Genomic DNA, 19905 nt, shown 5'->3' on the forward strand with positions numbered 1-19905 from the left:
ATCACACCGGGAAGCTGACGCCGGTGAGCTCCTCGGACACGGTCCAGAGCCGGCGCTGCAGCTCTTCGTCATGGGACTGCTTGCTGGAGGTCACCAGCTTCGGATTGCCGACCATCTCACGGAAACCGGACGGGCCGTAGTACTGGCCGCCACGGACATCGAGAGCGGTGGCGGCCCGCAACGTGGCCAGCGCACCCTTGGCCGGGCTGTTGGTGAACAGGCCCGCGATCTGGTTGTAGCCGGGCAGGCCGGTTCCCGGGATGTGGCGCATGAGTTCGGTGTTCGACAGGCCGGGGTGGGCGGCCACCGCGATGGTGGGCTCGTTCTTGGCGGCCAGACGGCGCTGCAACTCGTAGGTGAACAGCAGGTTCGACAGCTTGGACTGGCCGTAGGCGGCGACACGGTTGTAGCTGCGCTCCCACTGCAGGTCATCGAAATGGATGGCGGCCTGGATGCGGTGCGCGACACTGGCGACCGCGACCACGCGCGAGCCGTCCACCGGCAGCAGGTGCTCCAGCAGCAGGCCGGTCAGTGCGAACGCTCCCAGATGGTTGGTGCCGAACTGCAGCTCGAAGCCGTCGACGGTGGTCTGCTTGGGCGGGTACATCACCCCGGCGTTGTTGATCAGCAGATCTATCCGCGGATAGGCAGCCTTGAGTTCGTCGGCCGCGGTACGGACCGAGTCCAGCGAGCCCACGTCCAACTGCTGCAGCTTGAGGTCCGACTTGGGCACCGCGGCGGTGATCCGCTCGACGGCCTGACGGCCCTTGTCCAGATTGCGTACCGCGACGACGACATGCGCGCCCCGGGCAGCAAGCACACGGGCGGTCTCATAGCCCAACCCGGTGTTGGACCCGGTGACGATCGCGATCCGGCCGGACTGATCGGGGACATCGGCCTCGGTCCACTTGGAATTTGCGCTCATTGCTCGAACTCTACGGGGGCGCCGCCGTACCTCACACCGCTGCGATCAGGGAGTGCGACGACCGGCCGAGTATCCGGCTCGGTAAACCGGTGCTGGACGGCACCCCGGCGCCATAGCAGTCTGGGAACCATGCGCACCCTGGTTGCGGTCCTGCTGAGCCTTCTGCTGTGCATGACCGGCTGTTCGTCGAAGGACGCCGTCTCTTCGAATGACACTGCCCCAGATCCGTTGTCCGCGTGGAACGACACATCGGCGAAAAACTCGATCACCGAGTTCGTCAAACGGGCGACCACCCCGGACACTCCCGAATACGTGGCGCCGGAAGACCGCGTCGCGGTATTCGACAACGACGGCACGTTGTGGGCCGAAGCGCCGCTGCCGTTCCAGGCGGCGTTCGTCATCGACGAGCTCAAACGCCGGACGCCGCAAGAGCCGGCGCTGGCCGCCGATCCCATGGTGCAGGCGGCGCTCAAAGGGGACGTGGCCACCCTGCTCGCCGGCGACCGGCACGAAGGACTGCTGCACGTCCTGGCGCTCACCCATACCGGGATGACGACCGACGAGTTCAACCAACGGGTGACCGACTGGATGGCGACCGCCCGCCATCCCCGATTCGACAAACCCTACGATCAGCTGACCTACGAACCGCAACAGCAGTTGTTGTCCTACTTGCGGGACAACGGCTTCCGTACCTTCATCGTTTCCGGTGGCGGCGCCGATTTCATGCGGGTGTTCGCCCAGCGGGTATACGGAATCCCGCCCGAGCAGGTGGTCGGGTCCACCGGCACCACCAAATACGAGCTGCGGGACGGTAAACCTGTGCTCGTCAAGACCCTCGACTACGTCTTCGTCGACGACAAGGCGGGCAAGCCGTCGGGCATCCACGAATTCATCGGGCGCAGGCCGATTCTGGCCGTCGGCAACAGCGACGGTGACCAGGCGATGCTGGAGTACACCACGATCGACAATCCGCGGCCCAGCCTCGGCGTCCTGATCCACCACACCGACGCCGAGCGCGAATACGCCTACGACGCCAACCCGCCGTCCTCCGGAAAATTGGTCACCGCACTGCAGCAGGCCGGGCCGAACGGCTGGACCGTCGTCGACATGAAGAACGACTGGAAGACGGTGTTCGCCAAGTGAGATTGACCGATCCCGCGCAGCCGCCCAGCCGTAAGGCGCCGCTGGTGTGGGCGTTGAGCGCGGCCATCCCATGGGCGGTTTTGATACTGGCGCAGGTGATCTGGTTCGCGATCGACCAGCGGATGTTGTGGGTGCACGGCGTGGCCGCGATCGTCACGGTCATCGGTGTGGTGCTCTTTGTCGGGGTGGTCCCGATGTGGCGCTACCGGGTCCACCGGTGGGACATCAACGTCGGCTCCGGCACCCCGGCGGTGTACACCCGCACGGGGTGGTTGGTGCAGGAGCGGCGGATCGCGCCGATTTCGCGGGTCCAGACCGTGGACACCTACCGGGGCCCGCTGGATCGGCTGTTCGGCCTGGCCAACGTGACGGTGACGACGGCCTCCTCGGCCGGGGCCGTGCGGATCGTGGCGCTCGACGACGATGTGGCCGAGCGGGTGGTGGCGCAGTTGACCGACATCGCGGCGATCGGCGAACAGGACGCCACGTGAGCGCCCCGTCCGAGCCGGCCATCCAGCCGCAGTGGCAGCGGCTCAGTCCGCGTATGCTGCTGGTCCACCCGGTGCATGAAGTGCTGCAACAGATTCCGTTGCTGATCGGCGCAGTGGTGCTGGGCTCGGCGACCGGGAATCAGGGTTGGACGATCGCGGCGATTGTGCTCACCATCGCCTTGGGCCTGGCGCGGTGGTTCACCACCAGCTACCGCATCGAGCCGGACGAGGTGCGACTGCGTACGGGGCTGCTGCAACGCAAGGTGTTGTCGGTGCCGCGCAACCGGATTCGATCGGTATCGACCGATGCGCGGCTGTTGCACCGGCTGCTGGGGCTGACCGTGCTGCGGATCAGCACCGGTCAGGAGGCCAAGGGTGACACCGAATTTGCCCTGGACGCGGTGGAGGCGGAGCAGGTACCGAGACTGCGCGCAATCCTGCTGGCCGACGCCGTTCCGGTCGCCGACGCGCCGGCAGGTCGCGAGCTGGCCCGCTGGCAGCCGTCCTGGCTGCGCTACAGCCCGCTGAGCTTCACCGGCCTGGCCATGATCGCGGCCGCAGCAGGAGTGATCTATCAAGCGGGAGTGGGTGCCGCGCTGCGGAACTCGGAGCTGGCCCGGTCCGGGGTCGCGGTGGCCGAACATTTCGGCGTCCTGATCAGCGTGGTGATCGGCGTCGCGGTGGTGCTGGTGGCTTCTGTGGTGCTCTCGGTGCTGAGGTCCTTGCTGACCTACGGAAATCTGGTGCTGCGTAGAGATTCCGACGTGCTTCACCTGCAGCACGGACTGCTACGGCTGCGCGAGCACACCTACGACATGCGGCGGCTGCGCGGCGGAACTCTGCGCGAGCCCCTCCTGGTGCGGGCCTTCGGCGGTGCGCGCCTGGATGCGGTGATGACCGGCGTCGGTGGTGAAGGCGAGGCCTCCCTGCTGCTGCCACCGTGCCCGGCAGGCACCGCCAGGACCGTGCTGGCCGAGCTGATCGGCGACCCCGCTGCCGTCGACGCACCGCTGATCGCCCACGGACCGGCCGCGGTGCGGCGACGCTGGACCCGCGCCTTGGCACTGCCCGGGCTCGCGGCCGCGGTGTTGCTGGTGCTCGGGGTACCGGTCTGGGCCTGGGTGTTGTGGGTGTTGTCGGTCGGGTGCGCCGGACTGCTGGCCGCGGACCGCACCAGATCTCTCGGACATCTGGTGCGCGACGGCTGGCTGGTTGCCCGCTCCGGCAGTCTGGAGCGCCGGCGCGATCACCTGGACGCTGCCGGGATCATCGGATGGACGGTGCGGCAGACGTTCTTTCAGCGCCGCGCCGGTGTTGCCACCCTGATCGCAGCGACCGCCGCCGGGGAGAAGCGGTATACCGTGCTCGACCTCCCGGCGGCGCAGGCCTGGTCCGTGGTGGCGGCCGCCTCGCCGTGGGTGGCCGATAACGGGTGGGCAGCCGGCGTGGCGGGCCCCGAGTTGCGCTGAATTCGCGGGCGTTTACTGTCGCTGCATGGCTATCGGTGGGGTGCTGTTCGACATCGATGGCGTGCTGGTGACCTCATGGCTGCCCATCGACGGTGCGGCGGAGACTTTGCGGATACTGGCCGAGCAGCAGATCGCCCGGTCCTATCTGACCAACACCACCACCCGCACCCGCGCACAGATCGCCGACCTGCTGACTGCGGCCGGCATGGACGTCGCGGCCGACGAGGTGATCACCGCGGCGGCCCTGACTGCCGAATATGTCCGTGACCGCTATCCGGGTGCCCGATGTTTTCTGGTCAACAGCGGGCAGATCGGTGAGGACATGCCCGGCGTCGATGTTGTGTATTCGAGTGAGTTCACCGGGCCTGCCGCACCTGAAACCCCCGACGTGGTGCTGCTCGGCGGGGCCGGGCCCGAGTACAACCACCTCACGCTCAGCTGGGTGTACGACTGGATGGCCCAGGGTGTGCCGGTCGTGGCGATGCACCGCAGCACCGCCTGGAACACCACCGACGGACTGCGGGTCGACACCGGCATGTATCTGGCCGGCATGGAGGAGACCTCGGGCCGCAAGGCCACCGCCGTCGGCAAGCCCGCCCCGGAAGGGTTTTTGGCCGCAGCCAACCGCCTCGGCGTCGACCCCGAGGAGATGTACATGGTGGGTGACGACCTCAACAACGACGTGCTGGCCGCCCAGGTGGTCGGGATGGCGGGGGTGCTGGTGCGCACCGGAAAGTTCCGTCAGGCGACGTTGGACCGGTGGGCCGCAGACGAATTCACGATGCAACCCAACCACGTCATCGACTCGGTCGCCGACTTGCCTGAGTTGCTGGGCTTGTAATCCTCTCGGTGTCCCAGACATGCCGTTTTCTACACCTGGGTCGTACTTTTCGACGAGCGCGACCCTCAAGTAGAAATCGGCGTCCCCAAACTCTCGGCTAGACCGTGTAGCGGCGGTCGTACCCGGCCTGACGGTCGGCGATCTGCTGGGCACGGTTGTAGTCGAGTTGCTCGGGGTTGTAGTTGGGATCGTTCGGATCGTTCACGATGTCCGGCACCTCCGACGCCTTCACCACTCGCGTCGTCACCGTCGGCATGTTCGTGGCATCCGGGTCCACGCCCTGGAAACGCATGGAGATGGTGCCCTGATTCAGGCCGCCGGTGGACACCCAGTTCGCCACACCGGGATCGTTCTTGGACACCACGATGGTGTAGGTGCCGTCCGCGTTCTTGATGGCCTGGCTGTTGTTCAGACTGGTCTGCTGGTTGCGCGTGTCGTTGGTGATGGTCCAGTCGTTGGTCACCGGCACCACGAAGTACTCCGCATCACCGGGATCGACGGTGATGACCATCGCCTCGTCGTCCTTCAGTTGGAAGTAGCCGGCGCTCTGTAACTGCGTGGAGAGGAACTGTGCGTTGTGCTGCGGCTGGGACAGCGTGTTCGGCTGGCCGGTGGCGGTCGCCACGGACATATAGGTGTTCTCGCCGTTGATTCCGGTGACCAGCATCAGCAGGGCGGTCTCGGTGGACGACAGCAGTAGCGGTGCCTTGTCGAATGCCGGGATGATCGACACCAGGCTCATCAGAACCGGATTCTCTACCACCGTCTGACCGATGACCGGGATCGCAAACCCGCCGATCTGGCTGAACAGGCTGCTGGGCGGGCCGGCGGTCTTCTCGATGGTCAGCGTCATGGGAGTCTCGGTATTCCAGTCCCCCAAGGTGTTTCGGGTGGCGAGGATGGTCGAGTTGGACGGGGCCTGAATGTAGTTCATGCCTTGTTCGGGGTTGGCCGGCGCCGCGTCGGGACTCACCACGATGGTGAACGTCCCGTCGTCCCTGATGCTCAGGTCCTCGCCGTTGAGATTGGCGGCGGTGACCCCGTTGATTCCGGTGAGCACGCTGAAATTGGTGTTGGCAGAAGTGGGGTGGGTACTCGGGTCGGCCGGGTCATACCCCGCGACCTTGCCCTCGATCTCGTAGGTCGAGGCGCCATTGATACCCGTGAAGCGGTAGACGGTGTCGGGGTTGTCGTACCAGATCCGGGTGCCGCCGGCGTTCTGCCCGTTCCAACTGTGCGGCGGGTTGACCTGAAGCAGCAGCTTCGGATCGTTCGAATTCAGCAGCAGGAACTCAGTGGCCGATTGGTTGGCGAACTCGGTCGCGGCCTCGTTGAGCTGCGAGAGGTTCGTGAAGTCGGGGCCACCGACGGTCGCGAAGTTCTTGGCCGCCTCGACGTACCAGGCCGCCATCAGGACCACCTTGGCCAGCTGAACGATTGGTGTGTTGACGATCTGGCCGACCTGCTGTTCGGCCTCAAGCTGGTCCTCGGTGGCCAGCGTGCTCGTTGCCGCCGTCGTCACTTCGGCGGTCACCTGCGACGTCGCTTCCGGTGTGGTGATGCGTCCGATGGGGGCGAGCCCCTGCCCACGGCGTGACCAGCTCAGCAGCGCCGCCAGGCCGAGATCCTGGACCGGGCTCACCGGCGATTCCGGGAGACGCGGCTTGAGCCGCTGCGTCACCGCCGCCACCATCTCCGGGATCGGCTGGGCCGCCGGAGCCTGCGTGGGGAGCGCCGACACCGGAATCAGGTGATCGACAACGTCTTTCGCCACCTTCTTGGTGACGACCGTCAGCGTTTCCAGGGGCGCGGTCGCGTTGGTCTCGGCAGCGGCCTGCGGCCGGTTGTCGAGCGTGGCCTGCCGGTCGATTGCCCGCGACACCGACTGCCGCACATTGCCGACGGCGGTCTCGACGGCCTCGCCGGCTGTTGCGGGTTTGGCGACTGTTCTGCTGCCCTTGCCGTCCTGGCCGAGCAGTTTCCGGTCAGTCGACGCGGCTGACGATCGACGTTCGCCGATCTTCGCACTGCCGAGCGCGGACTCCACCTTGGCGGCGACCTCGCTGACCCGGTTGGACAGCTTCTGCGGGTCTGACAACGACGGTTTGCGGGGGCCTTTCTTCGGTTTCGAGCGGTCCGCTTTCGCGGTGTCGGTCGCCTTTGAATGCGTTCCCGACGAGTCCGAGCTGCCGGTCTCGGCGGAAGCGATCGCCGTCCCGTTGGCCATCGCCACCCCGATGCCCAGGGCAACGGCGAGGGTGCCCACCCGCCCGATGAATCGGGCGCCTCCAGCGGTAGCGGACGTCGTCGGCATAGTGTCTCCCCCAACTGTTCTGGCTGCCACAGAACGCAATTGGCCGACTGTAACAAGTTCCAGTTGGGTCTCGGGGGAGTTTCGGGGACTCTGATTTTTTGTTGTGCGGGGCGGCCGTCAGGCTTTCAGATCCCGCACGGCTTCGATGCGCGCCTTCAATTGATCAGTGGTCGCGGCGGCCACCGGAGGCCCACCGCAGATGCGGCGTAGCTCGTTGTGGATCCAACCGTGCGGCTTGCCGGTGCGGTGATGGGCGATGGTCACCAATGCGTTGAGTTCACGACGCAACTCCCGCAACTGGCCGTGTGTGGTGCGCGACGGCGGCGGACCGCCGGATACCGCGGCCTCGGCCGTGCGCTTGGTGAGTTGCTCATCCTGCCTGCGCCGCAACAGATCTCGCATCTGTGAGGCATCGAGCAGGCCGGGAATGCCGAGATAGTCGGCCTCCTCGTCGCTGCCGGACGGAGTCGCGGTGCCGAAGGAGGAGCCGTCGAAGATGACCTGGTCCAGCTCGGCGTCGGCGCCGAGGGACTCGAAGCCGTTCTCCAGCTCGCCCTTCTCGTCCTTGCGCTTCTCGGCAGCTTCGAGGGCCTCGTCGTCCAGTCCGTCGGATTCCCGGTGCGGCTTGCCCAGTACGTGGTTGCGCTGGGCTTCCATCTCACTGGCCAGCAACAGCAGGTTGGGCACTGAGGGCAGGAAGATGCTGGCGGTCTCGCCGGCCCGGCGCGATCGCACGAACCGGCCGATGGCCTGCGCGAAGAACAGCGGAGTCGAGGCGCTCGTGGCGTACACGCCGACCGACAGGCGCGGCACGTCGACACCCTCGGACACCATGCGGACCGCGACCAGCCAGCGGCTGGAGCCTTCGGAGAACCTACTGATCCGGTCGGAGGCGCCGGGATCGTCGGAGAGCACCACGGTGGGCACCTCGCCCGTGATCTTGGTGAGCAGATCGGCGTAGGCGCGGGCGGTGGTCTGGTTCGTGGCAATGATCATGCCGCCGGCATCGGGCACATGCTGACGCTTCTGCTGCAACCGCTTGTCGGCGGCGGCGATGACCGCAGGCATCCACTCGCCCGTCGGGTTCAGCGCGGTGCGCCAGGCCCGCGCCGTGTGCTCAGCGGTCAGGGGCTCGCCGAGGCGCGCCGCATGCTCCTCGCCGGCACTGTCGCGCCAGCGGGCCTCACCCGAATACGCCAGGAACACCACGGGCCGGACCACTCCGTCGGCCAGTGCGTCGGCATAGCCGTACACGTGGTCTGCCTGGGAGCGCTGGAACCCGGCCTCGTCGGGTTCGTAGTTGACGAACGGGATCGGGCTGTCGTCGCTGCGGAACGGGGTACCCGTCAGGGAGAGGCGCCGTGTCGCGTCGTCGAACGCTTCGCGCATCGCGTCGCCCCAGCTCTTCGCGTCACCGCCGTGGTGGATCTCGTCGAAGATGACGAGCGTCCTGCGGTTCTCGGTCCGCACCCGGTGCCGGGTGGGGTGGCTGGCCACCTGGGCATAGGTGACGACGACACCGTGGTACTCGGCCGAGGTCTGGGAGTCGGAGTTGCTGAACCTCGGGTCCAGTGCGATGCCATTACGTGCCGCCGATTCGGCCCACTGGATCTTCAGGTGCTCGGTGGGCACCACCACGGTGATCGCATCGACCGTTCGGTCGTTGAGCAGTTCGGCCGCGATCCGCAGCGCAAACGTTGTCTTCCCTGCGCCAGGTGTGGCGACCGCCAGGTAGTCCCGAGGTTTGGCCGTCAAATACTTCACCAGCGCCTTGCGCTGCCAGCCCCGAAGTGCCTGGGTGCTGGGCGCTGCATCAGCCCGCACCCTAGGACTCCTCTCAGTCGAGATGCAGTCTAGGCCAGCGCGTTACGTCGGCGCATCTCTGCAGGAAAGTACCGGGCGTGTCGCTCAGACGAAGTAGTTGTCGTTCTTGATGAACCACTCGGCGCGTTCGTCGTCGCTGAGGTCGGCCAACTGGGTGAACCCTTCGAAATAGGCCTCTCGCGGCGCGCCTGGAGCAAACAACATCAGCAACGATGTCGGCGCGTCGGCCTCATTTCGGAAACCGTGGATACCGCCCGGTGGAACATACAGGAAATCGCCCTGGTTGCCGTCTTTCCAGTCGGTGCCGTCATACAGCTTCACGGTGCCGGACAGGACGAAGAACGCCTCGGACATCGCCCGGTGAAAGTGTGGGCCGGGGCCACCGCCCTGCGGGCTGATGTCCACCCGGTACAGGCCGTAATCACCGTCGGTCTGTTGCTGGTTGGCCAGGTAGTGGTATTTGACGAGGCCGAACGACTCATAGTCCGGCGGCTCGTCCCCGCGCCGCACCCACGCGCTGACCTCGGGCTCGTCTTTGGTGTAGCGGGCCGGGGGATAGGGCGGCACATCCCTCGGATTCCAGAACGACACGAGTGTCACCCTAGCCGGGGCTTCGGCCTTCGGCGTCGAGATCGACACCAGGGTTGTTCGCGGCGCGGCGAAGCAGCCCTGGTGTCGAAATAGGCGGTGAGAATTCAGGCGCGCGCGTCCTGAAGGATCGGAAACGTCACTCCGGTCAGCTCCTCGGACACCGCCCACAACCGGCGCTGCTGTTCGATGTCATAGGACCGCTCGTTGGACGTCACCAGCTTCGGGTAGCCGCGCTGCTCGGCCAACCCGTCGGGACCGTAGTACTGACCGCCCAGGGCGCCCGGATCGGTCGCGGCGCGCAGCGTCGGCAGCGCACCCATGGCGGCCTCCTGGAACAGCGGACGCAGCAGGGGGACGGCGCGTTGCAGCGCGCTCGGCAGATGGCGCGCCAGTTCGGTATCGGATCCACCGGGGTGGGCGGCCAGCGCCGTGGTCTTCTCGCCCGTGAGGCGGCGCTGCAGTTCGTAGGTGAACAGCAGGTTGGCGAGTTTGGATTGACCGTACGCCTGGAGACGGTTGTAGCTGCGCTCCCACTGCAGGTCGTCGAACCGGATGCCGCGCGAGAAGCGGTGGCCGGTGCTGCTGACGGTCACGATCCGTGAGCCGGTGACCGGCAACAGGCGCTCCAGCAGCAGGCCGGTCAAGGCGAAGTGGCCGAGGTGATTGGTGCCGAACTGCAGCTCGAACCCGTCGGTGGTGGTCTCCTTCGGCGGGGTCATCACCCCGGCGTTGTTGATCAGCAGGTCGATGCGGTCGTGCTTGTCCTTGAGCTGATCGGCCGCGTCGCGTACCGAGGCCAGTGAGCCCAGATCGAGGCGTTGCAATTCGAGGTCGGCGTCCGGCACGGACCGTGAGATCCACTCGACGGCGGCCTCGCCCTTGTCCAGGTTGCGGACGGCGAGAACGACGTGGGCACCGGCGGCGGCCAGGGCCTTGGCGGTCTCCAGTCCGAGGCCGGTATTCGCGCCGGTGATGACGGCTGTGCGGCCGGCTTGGTCCGGAATGTTGGCGGTGGTCCACTTGGCCATGAGAGACTCCTAGGAGGGCTAAACGGAGTGTGTACTCCGGTTGTGCTCGACTATACGGAACGCACGCCCCGTTTTGTCAATGGTTTGTGCCCGGCTGACTTTGTGAGGTGATCGCGAATGCGTGCGGATGCGGCACGGAACCGTGCCCGGGTGCTCGAGGTCGCCTACGAAACATTTGCGGCCGACGGACTGTCCGTGCCCATCGACGAGATCGCCCGGCGGGCCGGGGTGGGAGCGGGCACGGTCTACCGCCATTTCCCGACCAAGGAAGCGTTGTTCCAGGCCGTGATCGCCGAGCGGATCCGCGGCGTCGTCGAGGAGGCGCGGACTCTGCTCGTCGAGGCCGATCCGGCCGAGGCGATATTCACGTTCCTGCGGTCGATGGTGCTGCAGTGGGGGGCCGCCGACCGCGGACTGGTCGACGCCCTCGCCGGATCCGGCGTCGACGTCAACACCGTGGTTCCCGAGGCCGAAGGCGAGTACCTGTCGGCCCTCGGTGACCTGCTCGCCGCAGCGCAACGCGCGGGAACAGTGCGAGACGACGTGACGGTCGCGGACGTGAAGGCACTTCTGGTCGGCTGCCAGGCCATGCAGACTTACAACGCCGACGTGGCCGAGCGGGTCACCTCGGTGGTGTTCGACGGACTCCGGGCGGGAGTAGCGTCGGCCAGATGAAGTTCGGCATCGCCACCTTCGTCGACGACGACAGCGTCGATCCCGTATCGCTGGCCCAAGCGATCGAGGAGCGCGGGTTCGCCTCGCTCATCGTTGCTGAACACAGCCACATCCCGGTCAGTCGGGAATCGGCGTACCCGAACGGTGGCGACCTGCCGCCGTGGTACTACAACACGCTCGACCCGTTCGTCACCCTCGCCGCCGCGGCCGCGGTGACCTCCACGATCGAACTCGTCACCGGCGTCGCACTGCTGATCCAGCGCGACCCGATCCACACCGCCAAGGAAGCCGCCAGCATCGACCTCATCTCCGGCGGCCGGTTCGCCTTCGGTGTCGGCGCGGGCTGGAACCTCGAAGAGATGCGCGATCACGGCACCGATCCGAAAACCCGTGGCGCACTGCTCGATGAGAGCATCGAGGCAGTCAAGGCGCTCTGGACCGACGAGCCTGCTGAGTATCACGGCAAGTACGTCGACTTCGCGTCGTCCTACTGCCGCCCCAAGCCCGTCCAAAAGCCGCACCCGCCGATCTACATCGGCGGCAACTCCGATGCCACGGTCAAACGCGTGATCCGCCATGGGGCAGGCTGGATCTCGAATCCACTGCCCAGGGATGTGCTGACCAAACGCATCGGGCAGATGCGCTCCGGCGGTGCGCGCGAGGTGCCGTTGATGATGTTCGGCGCGCCCATCAAGGCCGACTATTGGCGTGCCGCTGAGGATCTCGGCTTCGGTCAGCTCGGCCTGTTCCTGCCGTCCGTGGGTAAAGACGAGTCACTGCGCCTGCTCGATGAATTCGCCGCAGAGGTGGGGAAGTATCAGTCGGGGAGCTGAGGCCTGTTCTTCGTGGGCGGGTCTATTCTCGACGCCGTTTTCCACGTGAGGGTCGCTAGCTGCGCTCAGAGCAGCCCTGCGGTAGAAATCGGCGACTGAGGCGTCCGCAGTCAACCCACAGCTGATGACGGGCTGACCTTCAAGATCCGCGCCTACCGTCCGGCATGTGATCACCAGGCGTTCGTTCCTGACGGCGACCGCCGTCGGTTCGATCGCTGCCGGATACGCGCTGCGAGCCGGCGTGCCGACCGCACACGCTGACCCCAACGCTGTCGACCCACCTTCGGTTGCGGTGCTCAACAAGAGGCGCGCACCCACGCAGTGGGGGATGGCGGTGCCCGGGATCACCACATCATTCGTTGCCGCCGGGTGCCAGATCGCCCTGACGTTCGACGCGTGCGACGGTGCCTGCGACGACGCTTTGCTTGATACCTTGCAGCGCAACGGTGTTCCCGCGGTGCTCATGCTCAACTCGCGATGGATCGACCGGAATCCGGACCGGGCACGCCAGCTGGCCGGCAACCCGTTGTTCGAGATCGGCAATCACGGCACGCGTCATGTCCCGCTGTCGGTGACGGGTCGGTCTGCCTACGGGATCGCCGGGACCAGGTCGGCCGACGAAGTGGTCAATGAGGTGTGGGGTAACCATCGAAAGCTGACTGCGCTGACCGGCCGGGCCCCGACCTGGTTCCGACCCGGCACTGCGCACTATGACGACGTGGCCGTCGAGATCGTGCATGAACTCGGCGAGCAACCACTGGGGTTCACCGTCAACGCCGACAACGGTGCGACGGCGTCCGCCGCGGCCGTGCGATCCAACGTCATGAACGCCGCGCCGGGGTCGATCGTCATCGCCCACATGAACCACCCGCAATCGGGCACGCATGCCGGGTTCGCCGAAGCGATCTCCGCGATGCAGGCGGCGGGCTGGCAGTTCGTGTCACCAACGGGGCGGGCTGCGGGGTAATTGCCGGGGCGCAGTTCCCATCGTCAGACATCGCCGTTTTCTACCTGAGGGTTGTCGGACCGCGGGCGGGAACAGCCGTGAGGTAGAAACCGGCGAGGGATCGAGGGTTCGAGGGATGGCGGGGGCATCGCCAGTCGGCGGGCGTAGCCAGAGGGGTTTCGCCACGGGCGAAGTCCGGATACCGGAGCGGACCCTCATCGACCTTGCACTCGCCCTGGTCGAGTGCTAAGAATGCAGTTGGCACTCTCGATCAGTGAGTGCTAGGTCAGGCCGGTGAGGCAGGGACCGCACCTGCGGGAGCACACCCACGCCGTCCGTCGCGGGCACTGAACCTGACCACACAACGTGCGATCCCCTATCCGGAGGAATCACTTCGCAATGGCTAAGACAATTGCGTATGACGAAGAGGCCCGTCGCGGCCTCGAGCGGGGCCTCAATGCCCTCGCCGACGCGGTAAAGGTGACGCTGGGCCCCAAGGGTCGCAACGTCGTCCTGGAGAAGAAGTGGGGCGCCCCCACGATCACCAACGATGGTGTGTCCATCGCCAAGGAGATCGAGCTGGAGGACCCGTACGAGAAGATCGGCGCTGAGCTGGTCAAAGAGGTCGCCAAGAAGACCGACGACGTCGCGGGCGACGGCACCACCACCGCCACCGTTCTGGCCCAGGCACTGGTTCGCGAAGGTCTGCGCAACGTCGCTGCCGGCGCCAACCCGCTCGGTCTGAAGCGCGGCATCGAGAAGGCCGTCGAGAAGGTCACCGAGACGCTGCTGAAGAGCGCCAAGGAGGTGGAGACCAAGGAGCAGATCGCTGCCACCGCCGGTATCTCCGCCGGAGACCAGTCCATCGGCGACCTGATCGCCGAGGCCATGGACAAGGTCGGCAACGAGGGTGTCATCACCGTCGAGGAGAGCAACACCTTCGGACTCCAGCTGGAGCTCACCGAGGGCATGCGCTTCGACAAGGGCTACATCTCGGGTTACTTCGTGACCGACGCCGAGCGTCAGGAAGCCGTCCTCGAGGATCCCTACATCCTCCTGGTCAGCTCGAAGATCTCGACCGTCAAGGACCTGCTGCCCCTGCTGGAGAAGGTCATCCAGTCCGGCAAGCCGCTGCTGATCATCGCCGAGGACGTCGAGGGCGAAGCCCTGTCGACCCTGGTGGTCAACAAGATCCGTGGCACCTTCAAGTCGGTTGCCGTCAAGGCTCCCGGCTTCGGTGACCGCCGCAAGGCCATGCTGCAGGACATCGCCATCCTCACCGGTGGCCAGGTCATCAGCGAAGAGGTCGGCCTCTCGCTGGAGACCGCCGATGTCGCGCTGCTGGGCACCGCCCGCAAGATCGTGGTCACCAAGGACGAGACCACGGTCATCGAGGGTGCCGGCGATGCCGACGCGATCCAGGGCCGTGTCGCCCAGATCCGCGCCGAGATCGAGAACAGCGACTCCGACTACGACCGCGAGAAGCTGCAGGAGCGCCTGGCCAAGCTGGCCGGCGGTGTTGCGGTGATCAAGGCCGGAGCTGCCACCGAGGTGGAGCTCAAGGAGCGCAAGCACCGCATCGAGGACGCCGTTCGCAACGCGAAGGCTGCCGTCGAAGAGGGCATCGTCGCCGGTGGTGGCGTGGCTCTGCTGCAGTCGGCTCCGTCGCTGGACGAGCTGTCGCTCACCGGTGATGAGGCCACTGGCGCCAACATCGTGCGCGTCTCGCTGTCGGCCCCGCTGAAGCAGATCGCCTTCAACGGTGGTCTGGAGCCGGGCGTCGTCGCCGAGAAGGTGTCGAACCTGCCTGCGGGTCACGGCCTCAACGCCGCGACCGGTGAGTACGAGGACCTGCTGGCCGCCGGCGTTGCCGACCCGGTCAAGGTCACCCGCTCGGCGCTGCAGAACGCGGCGTCCATTGCGGCACTGTTCCTCACCACCGAGGCTGTCGTCGCCGACAAGCCGGAGAAGGCCGGAGCGCCCGCGGGCGACCCGACCGGTGGCATGGGCGGTATGGACTTCTAAGTCCTTTTTTCGAGGAAGCCCCGGTGCGCTTGGCGCGCCGGGGCTTTTTCCTATCCCCAGCGTGGCATCTGTGCAAAGGATTTGCCGAATCTCCCTACAGGGGCGTCACACTCGTCGGCGCAGCTCGCCAGGCGTGCTTTCAGTTCTCCGACAAGACGATGCAATCGCTGTCGCACTGACCGGGCGGGCCGGGCTTCGCCGCTTTGCGATGCAATACCGCGCGGCTCGGCACGATCTGCTGCGCCTCGTCCTCGCTCGCGCCGGCCTGGCCTCGTCCGTCGACGATCAGTGAATATCCGCCGGGCTTGTTCGGTGGACAGACCAGGGTGGCGTTCTCGTGTGAGGCGAGATTCCTGCGGGTGTGCCCGCCGACCGGCCCGACGTGGATGACGCCGTTGGCCAGGTGTGGCTCTACCGCGACGGTGTGCGCGTGGTAGTCGTCATCGACCGTGACGAGGTAGGCGAACGTGTAGTCCGCCAGCTTGTCGGCCAGCTGGTTGAGGTCCACTTTCACGCTCATGACGTGAGAATAGGCCGGTTGACGGCGCGGGGTGCCCGACCTGTCAGACCGGCGCAGATTGGCGCCCGCGCACGAGCCGGCCGGGCCGCGCGTCGGTCGGCACGCCGTTCTCGGCGATGACCTCACCGGAGACGACGGTCGCGACGTAGCCGTCGGCGGCCTGATCGAGGCGGCGTCCGCCACCGGGGAGATCGTAGGCCACGACGGGCCGGTGCAACCGCAGGGTCGAATGGTCGACGATGTTCAGATCGGCTTTGTAGCCCAACGCAATTCGGCCACGGTCGGCCAGTCCGGCAACTCTGGCCGGCACCGAGGTCAGCTCTCGGACGGCGTCCTGGACGCTCAGCGTGCCCTCGCTCCGGTCGCGGACCCAGTGGGTCAGCAGGTAGGTGGGGAAGCTGGCGTCGCAGATCATCCCGTAATGCGCCCCGCCGTCACCGAGCCCCAGCACCACGTCGTCGCGGCGGATCAGCTCGGCAACGGTGTCGAGCGAGTTGTCGCGGAAGTTGGCCAGCGTGACCAGCAGCATGGCGTGACCCTCGTCGTCGAGCACGCGGTCGTAGGCCTCCTCGAGGGGGTCGACGCCGCGAGCCCGGGACCGCGCACCGATGGAGTTTGACGGGTCGGGCTCGTAGTCGGGCTGCTCGCCCAGCGGATACATGTAGTCCCAGGCCTGCACGGCGAACATCAGTGGATGCCCGTCACTGGCCGCTGAATCAGCCAAAATCCGTTGGCGGACTTCGGGTTTACGCATCTCGGCGACGCGCTCGGCGAGTGGCAGGTGGGCGATCTCGCGGTAGCTCGGGTAGAGGACGAAGGGGTTGCCCGACAGTTCCAGGCCGAGCACCAGCCCGATGGGCCGCGGGAAGATCTGGGCGGTGATACTGCCGCCGTTCTGATTCGCCTTCTCCACCATCCGCAGCGCGTCCTCGAAGAACGCCGGGCCGGCGTTGCCGACCGCCAGCGTGAACGTGACGGGCAACCCGACGTCGGCGGCCACGTCGAACACGGTCTGCAGCGCCGGTTCGTAGTCTCCGGCGACCAGGTCCGGTACGAACTGGATCAGCCCGCCTCCGGCGTCGTCGACGCCCCGGGCGATCGCCTCGATCTCGGCGTAGCCGGCGTCGTAACTGGGAATCGGCTTGCCGCTCTCGGTCTTGTGGATGGTCAGCCGCGACGAGGCGAATCCCAGTGCGCCGCAGTGCACGGCCTCGGCGGCGAGCTTGCGCATCAGGGCCAGATCTTCGGTGTTAGCGGGCTCTCGATCTATGCCGCGCTGCCCCATCACGTACACCCGCAGCGGTGAGTGCGGCAGGAACGCCGCCACATCGATATCGAGCCGTCGGGCCCCTAACGCGTCGAGGAACTCGGGGAACGTCTCCCACGTCCAGGGCAGACCGTCGACCATGACCACCCCGGGGATGTCCTCCACGCCGGCCATCACGTCGACGAGCACGTCGTGATCGTCCACGCGGCACGGCGCGAACCCGACGCCGCAGTTGCCCATCACGGCGGTGGTGACCCCGTGCGCCGACGAGGGATTGAGCCGTTCCGACCAGATCGCCTGACCGTCGTAGTGCGTGTGCAGGTCGACGAAGCCAGGAGTGACCAACAGTCCGGTGGCATCGATCTCGCGCTCGGCGGACCCGTCGATGGATCCCGCTCCGGTACCGATCTCGACGATGACGCCCTCGCGCACGGCGACGTCGCCCACGTACGGTTCACCACCCAGGCCGTCGACGATGGTGCCGCCGCGGATACACAAGTCGTAGGTCACCTAACTAACGTACGACGCCGCGGCCGTTCGGGGAACAGCTGCTGACGTGTCGGTGCCGGGTGCAAGGATCGACCGGTGATCGATCACTTGGGAATCAACTGCACCGATTGGGCCAAATCGAAGGAGTTCTACGACTCTGTGCTGGGCGTACTCGGATACAGCCGCCAAATGGACTACCAGGTTGCGATCGGCTACGGCAGCGCCGGCAAGCCCGACTTCTGGATCGCGGACGCCAGTGCCGGCGACGCCGGTGGGCCCAACCGGGAGATCCACGTGGCATTCCAGGCGGCCGACGCCGATGCCGTGCAGGCGTTCTACGACGCGGCCCTGCGCTTGGGTGCCGAGTCGCTGCACGCGCCACGGTTGTGGCCCGAATATCACCCGGGCTACTTCGGCGCATTCGTCCGCGATCCCGACGGGAACAACGTCGAGGCGGTGTTCCACGGGGCTGCAGCGCAGTAGCCCCTAGAGCTCTTCCAGTTCCGAGATCCGCCAGTCACCGTCGACACGGGTCAGGGTGACCCGGTAGGCCACTGCGTCCTTGTTCGACGGACCGCCGGCGGTCTCGGAGTTCTGGTCGACGAACGCCACCACCTTCGCCTCGTCTGCCGTCAGCGATTCCACGCCGGTGTTGCGTACCGTCGCGGTCCGCGTGACGTTGTCGGCCTTCGCGCGGATGGTCTTCCGGTAGTCGTCGGCGGCGGAGCCGGTCAGCAGTTCGGTGACCGCATCGATTTCACCGCGGCTGATCGTCGGGGTGAAGCTCAGCACCTTGACCACATTGGTCTTCACGAAATCGGTGACCTGATCGCGCGCATGATCGTCGTCGGCAATCGGCGTGGGCGCCGGCGTGCTCTTGACCGACAACTGCCAGAACCCCAGGCCGGCCGCGATGACGATCCCCACGACCAGCGCGACGACCGACAGGGTCCAGCCTCGTGTGCGTGCGCCCATCAGTTCACGAACTCCAGCTTCGAGGCCTTGTAGCTGCCGTCGACATGCTCAACGGTGACCCTGACCCGTTGCAGCGAAACCACGCCGACCCGGTTGCTCGTGACGGTGACCTTGGTGTCGACGGTGACGAGTACGACGGCTTCGTCGGTGAACAACGATTCGACGCCGGCCCCGGTGATGGTTCCGTCGGTCTTCACGCCCAGGTCCTTGGCCTTCTGTTTGATCTGAGGGGCCTGGTTCTGCAGGTCGGCGCGGAACTCGTCGGTAGCTCCGTCCATGATCATCGCGAGATCGGTATCGACGGTGTCTGCGCTGACGGTGACGGTGTGCAGCGCGAAAGTCTGGGCGGCATCCACGTACGGCTGCCACGAGGGGGCGGTTCGCGCCACCGGGGCGTCGCGGACGAACTGGCTGATCGCGAAGCCGATGGCGCACACCAGGAGCACGGCCAGCACGGTGGGCACCACAACCCTTGCCGCACTGCTCTTCTCGGGGCGGCGGGGCTGCGGGATCGGGCTCGGCCCCGACCAGTGGGGGGAGGTGTGCGACGGGCTGACCACCGGGTGGGTGGGCGCCGTGAAAGTCGGGGCCGTGATGACCCGCGGGGGCTCGGGGGAGACCGGTGGCGGCGGCTGTGGTGGTTGCGGTGTGGGTGGCCGCTGAGTGAGGGGAGCGGCCGGGGTGGCCGTCGGTCGGGCGCCGGCGAGCGCCTCGGCGAAATCGCTACATCGCGGGTAGCGGCCGGCCCGGTCCTTGGACATCCCCTTGAGCATCACCTCGTCCAGGTAGGCCAGTTCGGGGCGTTCGGTCCGCAGGCTCGGCGGGGGCTCGTTGAGTTGCTTGCTGATCACCACGGCCGGGTTGGAGTGATGGAACGGCGAGTGCCCGGCCAGGAGCTGAAATGCACTGGCCGCCAGCGCATATTGGTCGGCGCGCCCATCCATCGCCTGCCCCAGGAGCTGCTCGGGAGCGGAATACGCCATGGAGCCGACAGCCATGTTCGTGGCGGTGATCCCGCTGATGTCGTCGATACGGCGGGCAACACCGAAGTCGGCCAACAGGATTCGACGGCGCGCCACTTCCGGTCCGGTCAGCAGGATGTTGGCCGGCTTCACGTCGCGGTGCAGCAGGTTGCGCTCGTGGGCGTAGTCGAGTGCCTCGGCGATGGCAGTGACGATCTCGACCGCTTCACGTAGGGGCACCCCGCCGGGGTGGCGTTCACGTACGTGCCGCGCGGCGTCGGTACCGTCGACGTAGTCCATCGCGATCCACAGCTGCCCCTCGTACTCGCCGCGATCGTGAAGGCCGACGATGTGGGGATGCCAGAGCGAGGCGGCGATGTCGGCTTCGCGATTGAACCGCTCGCGGTACTGGGCGTCAGCGGTCAGAGAGGACGGCATGATCTTCAGCGCGTCCTGACGGGGAAGCCGTGGGTGCTGGGCCAGATAGACCTCGCCCATGCCGCCTGAACCGAGCAGACGTTGAATCGTGTACCCGGCGAACACGTCACCGGTATTCAACGGCATGCCCGTGATGGTAGTCGGACCGG

The 19905-nt window shown here is 66.6% G+C and carries 18 protein-coding genes; 9 read left to right on the forward strand and 9 right to left on the reverse strand.

Translation table 11 applies throughout. The features are described from left to right. Position 1: 1 nt before the first annotated feature. Entirely contained in the window at positions 2–925 is a 924-nt protein-coding gene (locus ACZYZF_RS08155) for an SDR family NAD(P)-dependent oxidoreductase (protein WP_463742684.1), read from the reverse strand. Between the two features lie 129 nt (positions 926–1054). Here ACZYZF_RS08155 and ACZYZF_RS08160 point away from each other — a divergent pair, with 129 nt between their 5' ends. The 4 genes from ACZYZF_RS08160 to ACZYZF_RS08175 are packed head-to-tail and all read left to right on the forward strand — an operon-like array spanning position 1055 to position 4869. After that, positions 1055–2068 carry an HAD family hydrolase gene (locus tag ACZYZF_RS08160; RefSeq protein WP_463742683.1) on the forward strand — a complete coding sequence of 338 codons (1014 nt, stop codon included), beginning with the start codon at positions 1055–1057 and terminating at the stop codon, positions 2066–2068. Beyond that, positions 2065–2559, forward strand: a complete 495-nt coding sequence (locus tag ACZYZF_RS08165; protein WP_463742682.1) for a PH domain-containing protein — start codon at positions 2065–2067, stop codon at positions 2557–2559. The genes ACZYZF_RS08160 and ACZYZF_RS08165 overlap by 4 nt, the downstream gene beginning before the upstream one ends. 53 nt (positions 2560–2612) lie before the next feature. Beyond that, on the forward strand, positions 2613–4028 hold the full coding sequence (locus tag ACZYZF_RS08170; protein WP_463835845.1) for a PH domain-containing protein: 1416 nt from the start codon (positions 2613–2615) through the stop codon (positions 4026–4028). 25 nt (positions 4029–4053) lie between these two features. After that, on the forward strand, positions 4054–4869 hold the full coding sequence (locus ACZYZF_RS08175) for an HAD-IIA family hydrolase (RefSeq protein WP_463742681.1): 816 nt from the start codon (positions 4054–4056) through the stop codon (positions 4867–4869). A gap of 97 nt (positions 4870–4966) precedes the next feature. Here the strand turns inward: ACZYZF_RS08175 and ACZYZF_RS08180 are convergent, their stop codons facing one another. The 4 genes from ACZYZF_RS08180 to ACZYZF_RS08195 all read right to left on the reverse strand — a co-directional run bounded on the left by ACZYZF_RS08180 (position 4967) and on the right by ACZYZF_RS08195 (position 10626). Further along, entirely contained in the window at positions 4967–7183 is a 2217-nt protein-coding gene (locus tag ACZYZF_RS08180; protein WP_463835240.1) for a DUF1214 domain-containing protein, read from the reverse strand. 117 nt (positions 7184–7300) lie between these two features. Next, the gene (locus ACZYZF_RS08185; protein ID WP_463742679.1) at positions 7301–9007 is read right to left on the reverse strand and encodes a DEAD/DEAH box helicase; all 1707 of its coding nucleotides are present in this window, start codon (positions 9005–9007) and stop codon (positions 7301–7303) included. Positions 9008–9091: 84 nt separating this feature from the next. Next, positions 9092–9598 (reverse strand): cupin domain-containing protein, encoded by a 507-nt coding sequence (locus ACZYZF_RS08190; RefSeq protein WP_463742678.1) that lies wholly within the window; start codon positions 9596–9598, stop codon positions 9092–9094. A gap of 104 nt (positions 9599–9702) precedes the next feature. Continuing rightward, positions 9703–10626 (reverse strand): SDR family NAD(P)-dependent oxidoreductase, encoded by a 924-nt coding sequence (locus ACZYZF_RS08195; protein WP_463742677.1) that lies wholly within the window; start codon positions 10624–10626, stop codon positions 9703–9705. Positions 10627–10743: 117 nt separating this feature from the next. On the opposite strand from ACZYZF_RS08195, the gene ACZYZF_RS08200 reads away from it, so the two are divergent. From ACZYZF_RS08200 to groL, 4 genes are all read left to right on the forward strand, one after another. Next, positions 10744–11301 carry a TetR/AcrR family transcriptional regulator gene (locus ACZYZF_RS08200; protein ID WP_463742676.1) on the forward strand — a complete coding sequence of 186 codons (558 nt, stop codon included), beginning with the start codon at positions 10744–10746 and terminating at the stop codon, positions 11299–11301. Then, the gene (locus tag ACZYZF_RS08205; RefSeq protein WP_463742675.1) at positions 11298–12134 is read left to right on the forward strand and encodes an LLM class F420-dependent oxidoreductase; all 837 of its coding nucleotides are present in this window, start codon (positions 11298–11300) and stop codon (positions 12132–12134) included. The genes ACZYZF_RS08200 and ACZYZF_RS08205 overlap by 4 nt, the downstream gene beginning before the upstream one ends. Positions 12135–12300: 166 nt before the next feature. Then, the gene (locus ACZYZF_RS08210; protein ID WP_463835241.1) at positions 12301–13101 is read left to right on the forward strand and encodes a polysaccharide deacetylase family protein; all 801 of its coding nucleotides are present in this window, start codon (positions 12301–12303) and stop codon (positions 13099–13101) included. Between the two features lie 378 nt (positions 13102–13479). After that, positions 13480–15105: a chaperonin GroEL gene (gene groL, locus ACZYZF_RS08215; protein WP_463742673.1), complete on the forward strand. Its 1626-nt coding sequence runs from the start codon at positions 13480–13482 to the stop codon at positions 15103–15105. A 139-nt stretch (positions 15106–15244) separates the two neighbouring features. Here the strand turns inward: groL and ACZYZF_RS08220 are convergent, their stop codons facing one another. Beyond that, a complete protein-coding gene (locus ACZYZF_RS08220; RefSeq protein ID WP_463742672.1) occupies positions 15245–15625 on the reverse strand; it encodes a pyridoxamine 5'-phosphate oxidase family protein in 381 nt (126 codons plus the stop codon). 43 nt (positions 15626–15668) lie between these two features. Further along, complete coding sequence (locus tag ACZYZF_RS08225) at positions 15669–17402, reverse strand: N-acyl-D-amino-acid deacylase family protein (protein ID WP_463835243.1); 1734 nt, start codon at positions 17400–17402, stop codon at positions 15669–15671. Between the two features lie 75 nt (positions 17403–17477). Here ACZYZF_RS08225 and ACZYZF_RS08230 point away from each other — a divergent pair, with 75 nt between their 5' ends. After that, positions 17478–17864, forward strand: coding sequence for a VOC family protein (locus tag ACZYZF_RS08230; RefSeq protein ID WP_463835245.1), 387 nt, complete (start codon positions 17478–17480; stop codon positions 17862–17864). A 3-nt stretch (positions 17865–17867) separates the two neighbouring features. Here the strand turns inward: ACZYZF_RS08230 and ACZYZF_RS08235 are convergent, their stop codons facing one another. Both ACZYZF_RS08235 and ACZYZF_RS08240 read right to left on the reverse strand, forming a co-directional pair. After that, complete coding sequence (locus tag ACZYZF_RS08235) at positions 17868–18356, reverse strand: hypothetical protein (RefSeq protein ID WP_463835247.1); 489 nt, start codon at positions 18354–18356, stop codon at positions 17868–17870. Next, entirely contained in the window at positions 18356–19882 is a 1527-nt protein-coding gene (locus ACZYZF_RS08240; RefSeq protein WP_463742668.1) for a serine/threonine-protein kinase, read from the reverse strand. Before ACZYZF_RS08240 ends, ACZYZF_RS08235 begins: the two co-directional genes overlap by 1 nt. Positions 19883–19905: the final 23 nt, after the last annotated feature.

It is taken from the genome of Mycobacterium sp. IDUB_24 (assembly GCF_055419385.1).

Excerpts from the sequence above, each read along its gene's own strand:
- ACZYZF_RS08155 (WP_463742684.1), bottom strand. The coding sequence starts at position 925 with ATGAGCGCAAATTCCAAGTGGACCGAGGCCGATGTCCCCGATCAGTCC.
- ACZYZF_RS08160 (WP_463742683.1), top strand. The coding sequence starts at position 1,055 with ATGCGCACCCTGGTTGCGGTCCTGCTGAGCCTTCTGCTGTGCATGACC.
- ACZYZF_RS08170 (WP_463835845.1), top strand. The coding sequence starts at position 2,613 with ATGCTGCTGGTCCACCCGGTGCATGAAGTGCTGCAACAGATTCCGTTG.
- ACZYZF_RS08175 (WP_463742681.1), top strand. The coding sequence starts at position 4,054 with ATGGCTATCGGTGGGGTGCTGTTCGACATCGATGGCGTGCTGGTGACC.
- ACZYZF_RS08180 (WP_463835240.1), bottom strand. The coding sequence starts at position 7,183 with ATGCCGACGACGTCCGCTACCGCTGGAGGCGCCCGATTCATCGGGCGG.
- ACZYZF_RS08195 (WP_463742677.1), bottom strand. The coding sequence starts at position 10,626 with ATGGCCAAGTGGACCACCGCCAACATTCCGGACCAAGCCGGCCGCACA.
- ACZYZF_RS08200 (WP_463742676.1), top strand. The coding sequence starts at position 10,744 with ATGCGTGCGGATGCGGCACGGAACCGTGCCCGGGTGCTCGAGGTCGCC.
- ACZYZF_RS08205 (WP_463742675.1), top strand. The coding sequence starts at position 11,298 with ATGAAGTTCGGCATCGCCACCTTCGTCGACGACGACAGCGTCGATCCC.
- groL (WP_463742673.1), top strand. The coding sequence starts at position 13,480 with ATGGCTAAGACAATTGCGTATGACGAAGAGGCCCGTCGCGGCCTCGAG.
- ACZYZF_RS08220 (WP_463742672.1), bottom strand. The coding sequence starts at position 15,625 with ATGAGCGTGAAAGTGGACCTCAACCAGCTGGCCGACAAGCTGGCGGAC.
- ACZYZF_RS08235 (WP_463835247.1), bottom strand. The coding sequence starts at position 18,356 with ATGGGCGCACGCACACGAGGCTGGACCCTGTCGGTCGTCGCGCTGGTC.
- ACZYZF_RS08240 (WP_463742668.1), bottom strand. The coding sequence starts at position 19,882 with ATGCCGTTGAATACCGGTGACGTGTTCGCCGGGTACACGATTCAACGT.